The 11,817-nt window shown below is 61.7% G+C and carries 9 protein-coding genes; all 9 read right to left on the reverse strand.

Annotated elements, in window-relative coordinates; translation table 11 throughout:
- Window positions 1–3 precede the first annotated feature (3 nt).
- The gene (locus Pan216_RS05280) at window positions 4–2,064 is read right to left on the reverse strand and encodes an iron ABC transporter permease (RefSeq protein ID WP_419193281.1); all 2,061 of its coding nucleotides are present in this window, start codon (window positions 2,062–2,064) and stop codon (window positions 4–6) included.
- Window positions 2,061–3,164 carry an ABC transporter substrate-binding protein gene (locus Pan216_RS05285; protein ID WP_145255832.1) on the reverse strand — a complete coding sequence of 368 codons (1,104 nt, stop codon included), beginning with the start codon at window positions 3,162–3,164 and terminating at the stop codon, window positions 2,061–2,063. Before Pan216_RS05285 ends, Pan216_RS05280 begins: the two co-directional genes overlap by 4 nt.
- Window positions 3,157–3,717 (reverse strand): hypothetical protein, encoded by a 561-nt coding sequence (locus Pan216_RS05290; RefSeq protein ID WP_145255835.1) that lies wholly within the window; start codon window positions 3,715–3,717, stop codon window positions 3,157–3,159. Before Pan216_RS05290 ends, Pan216_RS05285 begins: the two co-directional genes overlap by 8 nt.
- Before the next feature lie 49 nt (window positions 3,718–3,766).
- A complete protein-coding gene (locus Pan216_RS05295) occupies window positions 3,767–4,699 on the reverse strand; it encodes a DUF1559 family PulG-like putative transporter (RefSeq protein WP_419193282.1) in 933 nt (310 codons plus the stop codon).
- Between the two features lie 552 nt (window positions 4,700–5,251).
- A complete protein-coding gene (locus tag Pan216_RS05300; RefSeq protein ID WP_145255840.1) occupies window positions 5,252–5,692 on the reverse strand; it encodes a hypothetical protein in 441 nt (146 codons plus the stop codon).
- A 170-nt stretch (window positions 5,693–5,862) separates the two neighbouring features.
- On the reverse strand, window positions 5,863–6,777 hold the full coding sequence (locus Pan216_RS05305) for a DUF1559 domain-containing protein (RefSeq protein ID WP_419193283.1): 915 nt from the start codon (window positions 6,775–6,777) through the stop codon (window positions 5,863–5,865).
- A 217-nt stretch (window positions 6,778–6,994) separates the two neighbouring features.
- On the reverse strand, window positions 6,995–8,308 hold the full coding sequence (locus Pan216_RS05310; protein ID WP_145255843.1) for a DUF1552 domain-containing protein: 1,314 nt from the start codon (window positions 8,306–8,308) through the stop codon (window positions 6,995–6,997).
- Window positions 8,309–8,313: 5 nt separating this feature from the next.
- Window positions 8,314–10,947 (reverse strand): DUF1592 domain-containing protein, encoded by a 2,634-nt coding sequence (locus Pan216_RS05315; RefSeq protein ID WP_145255846.1) that lies wholly within the window; start codon window positions 10,945–10,947, stop codon window positions 8,314–8,316.
- Window positions 10,948–10,996: 49 nt separating this feature from the next.
- Window positions 10,997–11,761 (reverse strand): FadR/GntR family transcriptional regulator, encoded by a 765-nt coding sequence (locus Pan216_RS05320; protein ID WP_419193284.1) that lies wholly within the window; start codon window positions 11,759–11,761, stop codon window positions 10,997–10,999.
- Window positions 11,762–11,817 lie beyond the last annotated feature (56 nt).

Consider the following 11,817-nt stretch of genomic DNA (forward strand, 5'->3'; position numbering starts at 1 on the left):
TCTTCAGCGTCGAGTAAGTAGGTACAAGAAGTACGGGGCGCCGATGGCCGAGACCATGATCCCAGCCGGAATCTCGGTGTACGGAATGGCGTTCGTGCCCACGACGTCAGCCAGGATCAGCAGCACCGCTCCAACGAGGGCCGACGCGGGAATCAGCAGCGAGTGATTGGCCCCGATCAAACGCCGCGCGATGTGGGGAGCGATCAGGCCAAGAAACCAGATGCTTCCCGCAAACGCCACGCACGAAGCTCCAATGGCCACGGCGAGCGATAGGAGGACCAGCGCGCCAATCGAAACGCGGATACCTAGCCCCGTCGCGACGAGATCCCCCAACCGCAGGACGTTCAACGTAGGAGAGGCCAGCCAGGCGCAGGGGACGAGCACTCCAAGCCACACGGCAAGAGCAATGACATAGTTCCAGCCGGCACCATTCAAACTTCCGGCGGAGTAGGCGATCGCGAAGGAACGGGCTTCGGAGTTCAATTGCATCGAGGCGAATAGCGAGATCGCACTGATCGCCGAACCGACGGCCACTCCCGTCAGCAACAGCCTCGGACTCGAATGCTGGCCGGAAGAACACAAGAGACACACCAGCAGCATTGTCGCCACCGATCCGGTGATGGCGGCAAGCGGCAGGATGAACACCGATGCCAGCACCGAGTAGCCCAACGTTCCGAGCGACAGCGTGATGGCCAGACTCGAGCCAGCCGAGACGCCTAGCAGGCCGGGCTCGGCCAAGTCGTTCTTGAGGACGCCTTGCATGATCGCTCCGGAGACGGCGATACCGCCCCCGACCAGAATCGCGAAGGCGACTCTTGGAAAGCGGAAGGACCAGAGCACCAGGTTCTCCTCGACCCCTCCGAAGCCCACGAACGACTTGAGGATCGTCCACGGAGAGTAGTGAATGTAACCGAGCTGAAAACCTGAGACGACGCCGAGAAGTAGGAAGAGACCCAGAACCGCGAAGGCCCGGGTGGCCGGCCAAGGGACTGACGGAATGGAACCACCGCTCGGCCGTCCGCCGTCGAGGCGGTTTCGGGTCCGCGCGCGAATGAGCCACACAAAACAAGGCGCCCCGATCGGCGCGGTCACGATCCCCAAGGGAAGTTCGGATCCATGCCCCAAGACCGTGCGGGACGCCAGGTCCGCGAACCCGGTCAGGGCGGCCCCGCATAGCGCGGCCATCGGAATCAACCGACGATAGTCGGCCCCGCACAATCCACGGCACAGATGGGGAACCATCAATCCGACGAACGCCACCGGACCCGCCACCGCCACGGCTCCTCCGGTCAGCAGTAAGACGAAGAGGCTGGCCCAGACGCGAATCGCACGTGACTGTTGACCCAGCCCGATCGCAACCTCATTGCCGAGGCTGAGGATCGTGATGTTCGGGGCCAGACAGAACACTCCCACCAGGCCAACGACGAAGCAGGGAGCCATCGCAACCACTTGGTCCCACGTCACATTGGTGATTCCTCCCACGGTCCAGTACATCATGCTGCCGGACATGGCAAAGGCGATCACCAGCCCTTGGGTCAGTGCTGTGTAGAGTGAAGAAGTCACCGCGCCGGCGAGCGTGATTCGCGTTGGGGAGAACCCTCCTGGTGCCAAGCAGGCCACGCCGAGGACACTCAAGTAGCCGCAGGTCGCTCCCAAGAGCGATGCCACGATCGAACCGTTGTAGCTCAACGATGGAATAGCGATCATCGCGGCCAAATTCGCGAGGGCGGCGCCGCCACTTAGTCCCATGATCGAGGGGCCGGCCAACGGGTTGCGCGTCACTCCCTGCATCACCGCACCGGCCGCGGCGAGGCTTCCTCCCACGAGAAGTGCCAGGATCGCGCGTGGAAGCCGTACGTCTCGAGCGACGAGGTGGGCGCTGTTGGCCGTATCGTAACGCCACATCGACTCGGCGACGGTTCCGAGGCTGATGGGCGTCGTGCCAACAACCAAGGAAGAGGCAAAGACGACCAGAATCGCGGCCGTGCCACCGAGGAGCATCACGACATACCGCGACACTCGCTTTGAATCGTCGGTTGGAGAAACGGTTTGGAATACGCTCATGGCAATGCCCGTCGCCATGCCGAGTCGGCACTGGCGTTAACCTCCTCCAGCGATCGTGGGGCGACCGCCTTCACCACGTCGTCCACGGCTCGGCCTCGACCCAGGATGCCCGCGTCGGCCCAATGGCGGTACTTGGGAATGACCAGGACCTGACGGCTCTTGACCGCTGGAACGCGTTGCCAGATCGGATGAGAGAGGAGGGCGTCCATGTTCCGCTGACTACCGGTGGTCGTGTCGGCGGCCAGGATCATGTAGTCGGCATCGAGCGTCAGAAGGCCCTCGGGCGAGACGGTGGCGCTCCAGTGTCGATCCTCCACCAGTTTCGGCCGGCGAATCCCCAGGTCGCGATAGAGGACGGGGCTCACGTGTCGTTGATCGCCATACAAACGATAGGAAGTCGGACGGATCCGAAGCAGCGCCACCGATCGGCCTCGCAGCTTCTCGTGGATCGCCTTTCGCGCCGCGGCGACCTTGGCGTTATACCACGCGACGCGGGCTTCCGCTTCCTTACGTTTTCCGATGATCGCTCCAACGTCGAGGACCCGCTGCCGGTAGTTGTCGAGGTGGTCCAGCAACACGACAACCGGAGCGATCCTCGAAAGCTGCTCGTACGTTTGTCGACTGGGACTGCGCGTGATGATGAGGTCGGGGTTGACGCTGATCACCGCTTCCATGTTTGGCATGTTCGAGCCGAAGACATTGGGGATCCACGGAACATCGCGAAACGGCTCCTTCAAGTAGTCGGGAAAGTTGCCGTCGGCGATCGAGTGGGCGACGGGCATCACTCCCAACGACAAAACTTCGTCCGCGCTGGACAGGGCGCAGATCCTCCTCGGAGCCGCTGGCACGCGCGACGTGCCGGCGACATGGCGCACGAGGCGATAGTCGTCACCGTCCTCGACCACGTCGACCGGTCGCGACCCGGCTCCGGGAGGAACGTCGCTGTACTCGTCCAGGTCCCTCGGCGCGTCGCTTCGATAAGCGAGGGCCGGACCGATTGCCTGAAGGATGACCAGCATGAAGGCGCTGAAGGCGAGCACTCCGACCAACGATCGTACGGCGATCGTCCTCTTGGTTCCTTGGTTGACGACGCTAGTCATCGACCGACTCGCAAAGTATTGTCGCCACGATGTCACCTCCTTTGGTCATCGTTACTCTGAACTCGCGGTGAACGAGTATGCCGTCTTCGACCGAAGACTCTTGTCCGAAAGGTCGACCGGTGCCAGTTGGATGGCGGACTCCGGGACGGTCAGTCGCAAGTTCGACGTCCGTGGCGAGGAGAACCTTCCTTTTCAGCAGATCCGGCGGTGCCTCTTCGCGTTCACCCAAGGGGTCCTGGGCGACGACTTTGGGATCGGGCCAACGAATGGTGACGACGAACTCGCCCGTCGGAGCCCCGTCGTCACTCACGAACGTGCTCAGTCGAAAAGTACCGTCCTCGCCGGCCGTCGCGCGCGGAAAGTAGTGGGCCGTGGTGGTGTCGATAGTGTGCAAGGTGATCATGGCACCGGTCGCAGGCTTCCCGTTGGCGAGCATGGTCCCCGTGACGGGAAAGACCGGAACTTCACCTTCGATCTTGGACTGTTGGCACCCGATCACCAGAGTGAGTACCGCGAGGTAGCCGACGGTTCGGCAGTGCGCGTGTCTCTTCATCGAGGGGCTCTTTCGTCGGGCGTCCTTCGTGTGGTTCGAGCGAGACAACTCAGTACTCCGACGACTCATCGATGAGTTCTCCTCCCTGAATCGTGCAGAGGTAGTAGAAGACGAAAATGTCGACGTTCTCCTTCAGCGACCTGACCGAGCCATCGCCCATGCAGACATTCACGACGCCGGGATGAAACGAGTAGAGTCCCCGATCGTTGGAGCAGTTCGCCGCGCACGGTCCGGGGAAGAGAAGTCCATCGCGAGTGTGTCCACGCGGCTGAATCTTGAATTGACGGGAAGCCCAGACGCCGTAGTCCGGTTTCGAGGTGTTGATGAGGTCGGCGACTCTCTTGCCGTTGCGGTAGTAGGCCGGACGGCCGGCGATCTCGCCCATCAGGATCGTCTTCGAAAGTCCATCGGTGACGTCCCCGAATCGCGTAACCTCGCGATCGGTCGTGATTCCCGCTCGGGGGTAGTCGGTGGGAAGTCCCATGCTGAAGACGGAACTGTCCAGGCCTTGCAGCACGCCGTAGTCGCCCGTGGCCGCCTCCCAGTCGATCATCTCAAACGTTCCCGATGACTGGCGGGGACCGGGAGAGGAAGGACATTGGACGACCTTGAACATCGCGCCGATGGCGTCGTGATTCTCGGTGTGATACCAGTCGTAGTCGAGCGTGTAGCGATCCCGAACGTTGACTTGGTCCAGATAGGGAAGAAGGAAACTCATGAAGCTGTGATCGTTGGGGTTGATCGACCGCGGATCATCTTCGGTCGCGCTCGGGGGAATGTACTCGTGGGCGGTTTCGAAGTTGTGGACCGCCTCGCCGATCTGTCTTAGGTTGTTGGCACATTGCATCCGGCGAGCCGACTCGCGTGCCTGCTGAACCGCCGGCAGCAGCATCCCTACCAAGACGCCGATGATCGCGATCACCACCAGCAGTTCGATCAGCGTAAATCCCGAGGAGTGGCATCCGTGGCGTGTTCGTCTCAACGTTGTTCTCCGAAGTAGATCGAGGGAATTGGTTCGTCGGCCCGCTCCAGGAGGGGGACGACCAAGTTGGTGCGGAAGGAGTCCCGAATCCATGGTGTCGCTGTGGCTGTCTTCCTGTCGCTGGCCAACATGGCTCGTTCTCGCCTTGGACCGCTCAGATCAATGGACTGCTAGGGAGGAAGAGAAACGCTCGAATGTCCGACGGGGTCTCAAGAACGAGCAAGGGTCCAGAGGCAGTTCGGCAAAGGCGAGTTCTCTTCGTTGGATTGACAACCCACACCAAGAGAAGCACACCGGATGCCAGACGACCCCTCGAAGTGCCGCCGGATTGCCAAATTGTTTGATGGCAGTCGCTTTATGGGAATTTGAAAGAGCGAAGAGAGCAGGGGGATTTGACCGAACAGTGCGTGGCATGGCGATTCTTTAACCGCCCACGGTGAATAAATCGCCGTGACAGTGGACCGTCCGGCGAGTCTCACCATGTCGATCGCGAACCGTTCACTCGGCCAGCCTCCGTGTTGAACAATCACGACCCGGCCGGCGTTGAACTGCTCATCGTTCCGCTTGAGGCTGGCTCGTCAGCCGGAAGTCATGCCGGTCTTCGTCGGCATCGTCAATCGTCAATCGCAGTTCGGACGCCTCGTTGTACCTCGCGGGAACAATGCTGACGCGCTCCTCGATCGACTCCTCCCCGAGCGTTCCCGGGATCATGCGTCCGGTCGCGATGGTGGAGCGAACCTCCGCGGTGTACTGCCCTGGACGGGGGCCTTTCTTCGCCTCAATGCGATACGTCCCGTTGCTGATCGACGCGCCCGCGGCGACACCTCCGTCGAGGGGAATCAGCTCGATCGTCCCTTCGGAAACGGGATTCCCATCGAGCGTGACGTCGCCGTGGACCTCGACGCCTTGACGCTGATTTCCGTCTCCGCACCCAGCCACCAGGGCGATGAACGCGAGGGAGGCGACGGCTGCTTGGATCTGGTTGGTGAACATGTGGTCTCTCCGTTTCGAGGAGCGTTGGAGGTCGTCCCGCGCTCCTCCGCTTGAAGAAAGAACGTTGTTGTTCCGATACGTGTCGGAACGGCTGCCAGAGTCGTCCAATCATTGGACATGTCGCGATGGTCGCGAGTTGGACAAGCCGTGATCGAATGGTCTGGGAAGACTTACTCGGTGATCTCTCCCCCGCGCATGCTGCTGAGGTTCCGCCAAGTCGACAGATCGATGTCATCGGAAATGAAGCGGACCGCGCCATCGCAGAAGAGCACCTGCACCCCGCCCGAGTGCATGCTGCGCGAGGCGACACTCGAGTCTCCGGCGTTGCCCACCACGGTGCAGGGAAGACGCGGCGACTCGTTGACGCAAAGGTTCTTGTTTCGGTCCGGGACGCTGGAGTTTGGTCCGACGCGGGTCATCAGCATGTAGGCGTTCGGCTCATCGTTCCAGATCCAAGCACGATACTCCTTCGCCGAAGTCGCCGGCTTCAGCATCTCCATCATGGCGAGTGTCTTGCTCGCGCCATCGGTGATGTCTCCCATCGTGGCCCCGTAGTGACGGTTGAACGGAGAGGCCTCGCCCTGGTCGGAGAAGGTGTTGCGTCCCCAGTTGAGGCCGTAGTTGGCCTTGATACTCGCGCCCGGCTCTCCCCAGAACGCACTGTCGTTGGGGATGACCGCTTCCCGGTCGCTTGGACATTGCCACGTGGGCACGGGCGTCGTTCGAACGATTCGTTGACTGGTGCCGCCGAGATGCCAATTGATGTCGTGATCGTATCGGTCGTAGGCGGCGGTTAGTCCGATGTAGGGAAACAGGTGGATGCAGAAGGGAGTTCGCTTACCGGCGGGGGAAGGGGAGATTCCTTGGATGACACCCGGAGGAAAGAGGCCGTGGGTGTCGTGATAGTTGTGGATCGCGACCCCGAGCTGTTTGAGATTGCTGCGGCAACTACTTCGTCGTGCGGCCTCCCGGGCCGTCTGGACCGCGGGAAGAAGAAGCGACACGAGCAATCCCACAATTGCGATGACAACCAAGAGTTCCACCAGCGTGAACCCACGTTGGTGATCCATCGAATTCTTCGACATCGTCGACGTTCCCCCGAATTGAGAGCAAGAAGTGCGACACTTCAAACAGAGCGCAGGCTCGGAACCCGAATGAATTGTTGCCACGAGGCCGAATGGGTTGCGAACCTGCGACCACAAATTGCCGCCGGTCGACGATTGAGTCACGTCTTCGAGGACGCGTCGACGCCACCGGCGTTCTGGAAAGCTTCGTTTGACCAAGTCGCGCTGACGGTTCAGGTCAACCCACTTGGTTCAGGCCAGTCAGCGTTCCCGTGCTGCTGGCGAAGTGCTCCGCTTCGATTCCGAGTCGCTGGAGCAAACTGACGTACAGGTTGCACAGCGGCGCATTGTTCGCTTGATCGAAGGCGAGATGCTTTCCATGACGGAACCCGCCGCCGGCGAGTAGGATCGGCAGGTTCGTGTTGTTATGGACGTTGGCATCACCCATGTTGCTGCCGAAGAGAACGATCGTCTGGTCGAGAAGACTGGGACCGCGATCGGACGTCGAGGCGAGTTGATCGAGGAACCTCTTCAGGACGCGCATCTGTTCGTGATCGATGCGCTGGAGTTGCGCGATCTTTTCGGCGGACTGCCCGTGGTGACTCAGGTTGTGATAGCCGTTGAGGGAGCGCTCCTTCTCCGTGATCTCAAAGACAGGGGTCGCGAACCCATCCACCATGAGCGTGACGATCCGCGTCGAGTCGCTCTCGAACGCGAGATGGACCATCGACAGCATCAGTTCGAACTTCGGGAAGAACTGCGACCGATCGAGAATGTCCTTGGGGGGATCGCCGTCCACCGAAGGTTTGGGCGTCTGTTCCCATTGACCGGCGGTGTGAAGCCGCTGTTCCAGTGATCGGATCGACGTGACGTATTGGTCGAGGCGCTCGCGGTCGCCTTTTCCAATCCGGCGCTGGTAGGAGTTCATGTCGTCCAGGAGAACGTCGAGGATGCTGCCCTGTTCCTTGAGTTGATGAAGCCGGCGGGCCACCTCGCGCCGGTTGCCCTGAACGAACATGCGTCGAAACAGGGCCGACGGGCGATCCTCGGCCGGAAGGAGGACGCCGTCGCGGCTCCAGGAGAGGCTGCGGTTGGCTCGGTCGACGTTGACGCCGAGATTCAGCGACGCGAAGCGCGTTTGTTGGCCCAGGTGCTCCGCCGCGAATTGGTCGAGCGAGATCGTGTTTCGAAAGCCACTTCCGGTCGGGTCCTTCGCTCCGGTTAGGAAACAGTTCTCAGTGGAATGCCCTCCAACGACGTTGGGATGCGACAGGCCGCTGAAGACCGTGATGTCGTCGCGGAAGTCGCGCAAGTGATCGAGGTAGGGGGATAGCGTGTAGTTCTCGCCGACATCGCTTGGGAAAAACGGTCCAGGAAGGACGCCGAGGTTGTTGGAGATGAGGAGCATTCGCCGTGGAGCGGGTGAGGAAGACGCCTCCCCGCCGCGAATGTCACGGTCCGATTCGAGCAGCGGTAGTCCGAGGACGACGCCGATGCCTCGAAGGAATCGCCGTCGACTCGTCGTCCCATGCTGATCGAATCGTGGATCCATGATTGTCACTTTCCGTTGGTGGTCGAGGGAGGCCGCGCCGCGGTTTCTCTCAACGCCGCTTGCCCCGTGAAGAGGGAACTCGCCACGAATTCTCGGAGGAGGTCGGTGACTCCATACCCACCGGGTTCACAGCGGTCGAGGACTTGTTCCATCGCTGTTCGATCGGAGAACCGAGGAGGCGTACCCGTGGCATAGAGGGTCAGGTGCCCCAGAACGTTCCGCGCGAGTTGTCGCGGTCGACCGGCAAGAAGTCGCTTCAATTCGCGGACGTCGCGAAACGACTCGCCGGTCATCAACGTTCCCGACGCATCGACTTCGGGTCCGATACGGTATTCGAAGGGATGCCCCGCTCGGTCGATCCCGGTGATCTTGTCGCCTCGCCCGAGACCTCGATAGCGATCGCGCCACGCTCCCATGATGTCGAAGCTCTCGAGCGCGAATCCGATAGGGTCGAACCGAGCATGGCACACGGCGCACGACTCGGACTCGGTGTGCTTCGCGAGAAGGTCGCGGATCGTTGTCGCGCCGCGAATATCGGGTTCGATGGCGGGGACGGACTCTGGCGGTGGTGGCACGGGTTGCCCCAACAGCTTCTCCATCACCCATACGCCTCGTACGACCGGTGAGGTCGAAGTGCCGTTGCTCGTAAGCTTCAGGATCGACGCCTGGGTAAGCAGTCCCCCGTAGGGGCTGGACTCCGGCAACTCGATGCGGCGCATCGCGGAGCCCTGTTGGCGGGGCAGGCCATAGTGCTCCGCGAGCCGGTCGTTGACGAAGGTGAAGTCGCCGTCGACCAGCGAGGTGATCGGCAGGTTGTCTCGGACCATCGCGGCGAAGAACGCGCGCGTCTCACGTTCCATCGATGCGACGAGGTAGTCGTCTTTTCGGTACTCCGGGTAGAGGCGAATGTCGGGCCCGTCGCGGCGCAGCTCCTTCAGGTCGAGCCATTGGTCGGTGAAGTTCTCAACGAATCGCTCGACACGCGGATCGAGTCGAAGCCGATCGACCTGGGAACGCAGTGTGTCGGGGTTCGACAACCGACTTTCCGAGGCCAAGCGAAGCAGTTCGTCGTCGGGGCGGGAGTTCCACAGCAAGTGGGACAGTCGAGACGCGAGTGCATGGTCGTCCTCCCGGTCCCCGGTGGGAGCGGTGAGGTAGAGAAAGTGACCGGAGCACAGGAACGCTTGGTATCCCTTGAGCATCGCCTCGGGGAAGGGGGCTCCCTCGTCGAGCTTCGCGAAGATCAGCTCGAGAAACGGCGCGAGGACCTTTTCGTCAAGGGGACGCCGCGCCGCGGCCTCGGCAAATCGCCGGAACAGACGTTCGGCGTCTTCTCTCGGGCGATCGGATTGAATGTCGACACCGACCGAATGACCTTTGGCCATCGCCCGTAGCGGGAGGTCCCCGAAGAGAACGCGATGGGATTCCGGTGGCCACGTTGTCGGCGGCAGCGGACCGGCGACCTCGAGCCACTCGATGAGCGCGCCGCGATGACCATGAGGTGGCATCGGTGGAAAGTCATAGAAGAAACCGCCATCGGTGCGCACAAAGGGGACCGGAAGCCCCAAGAGACTGTACTCGAAGGTCTCGCCCTCCTTGAGATCGATCGTCGTTTCGTGCACTTTGCCTTTGGGCAAGAGATCGATCCACCCCCCTGTCTCGCGGACGTCGCCGGAGACATCCGCGCCCGAGGGTTGTCTCGCTCGAAAGCTCATCGGGAGCGGATCGTCGGCTGGTACCAACCGAAAACCGGGCCGTTGAAGCACGGCTCGGGCGGAGAACGTCACTCGGAAGCGACCATCCTCGGGGGCGACGAATCCGCGCGGGTAACCAAAGTAGGGCCACGTCGCCGAGCGGAAGAGGGCCAGCGTGATGCGCGGATCGCGGCGTTCCTCCGCCGACATCGACGCCAGATCCTTGCCTGTGATTGGAAGCAACTTGCCATCGCGGACGAAGAACATCGCTTCGCGTTCGCCGAACGTGTTCGTCGCGGGAAAGAGGTCGGTGCCGGTGAAGCGACGATGATGAACCTTCGGGGCTGTCAGTCCTGTGGCGACGGCTTCGGCGAGCGCGGCGTCGGCGGCGTCGAGATAGGCGGCCAACTGAACGTGCGACATGTCGAGCAGGGCCGCGACCTTCGTGAACCCGTGAGCGTCGCGGTCCTCGGGAAGTCGATCGACGATGTCGAGATGGGGGAGCTTCAGCAAGTCACGCAGGTTGTCCTCGTACTCCGTACGGGTCAGGCGGCGGATCGACCCGGCGCCGGAATGTCGTGCTTGATGCGCCTCGCCATGGCGGATCGCGTCGGCCAGTGCGGCCAGGAGCGTCGTCCTATCGTTGGGAATGAGGTCGGAGCGATCGGGCGGCATCTCCTCGGAAGCGATCCTGTCATGAATCGTGATCCAGTGCTCGCGAATCGCTCGGTCCTCGAACGACCACTCCAGCGAACTGAGGTCAAGTCCGCCTTCGGCCGTGCCCTCGTCGTGACACGCGAGGCAGGTCGCCGCGAGGAGCCCCTCCGCGACCTGTCCCTCGTTGGTCGTGACCGCGGCGCCATCGGCTTTCGCACGCTCGGTGGCTACCGAGAGAACGAAGGTGGCGGCTAGCAGCCGTGCCATCGGCTTGATGGACATTCCCATGCGCGGACTCGTTGGCTTGAAGGTCGTTCCGTCCGATTTGCTCTCTCGTTCACGATCGCGTTCGTTTGTTGACTCGCTTCTTCAGCATCACCAGGACGGCTTCCATGTGCTCTCGCATCGCTTGGTCGGCGGCGTCCTGATCGTGAGACTTGATGGCGGCGAAGATTCGTCGGTGCAGCGAGCGTCCCAGTTGGTTGTCGCGCGGCGAAGGAGTCGTTTGGGCCATCTGGGTGACGACGAATTCGTAGATGACTTCCATCAGGTTCTGCATGAGCGGATTCCCCGCGGCCTGCAAGATGCGGCGATGGAAGCGGAAGTCGAGCTCCAGCAATTCGGCATACGGGCGATCGATCGAGTCGAGTTCCTTGAGCAGGTCCTGAAGGTCGGAAATGTCCGCGTCCGTGGCTCGTTCGGCGGCCAGACGGACCGCCTGTACTTCGATGGCCGAGCGCAGTTCGGTGTAGACCAGCAGTTCCCTTGGAGCCAGCGTGACGGCTGAACGCAGCAGTTGGACGCAGTTGGCGAGGACGTCCCTGTTGGCGACGAAGGTGCCGTTTCCTCGTTGGATTTCAACGAGGCCCAACCCCTGGAGTCGTGCAAGGGCTTCGCGTAGCACCGGCCTGCTGACCCTGAGTTGCTCGACGAGTTCCAGCTCGCCGGGAAGACGTTGCCCCGCGGAAAGTTTTTGTTGTTCGATCACTTCGCGAATTCGTTCGACGACTTGATCGACGGAGGAGCGGCGGGGAATCGGTTTGAGTTTGACGTTCATGAAGGGACCTGGACGGTGACGCGACAGACAACAGATGTCTGACATCTTACTCGGTTGGAGAGGCGCTGTCCAGCCGAGACTTGCCCGCGTTTGCGATGCCG

The organism is Kolteria novifilia (assembly GCA_007748055.1).
Classification (GTDB): domain Bacteria; phylum Planctomycetota; class Planctomycetia; order Kolteriales; family Kolteriaceae; genus Kolteria; species Kolteria novifilia.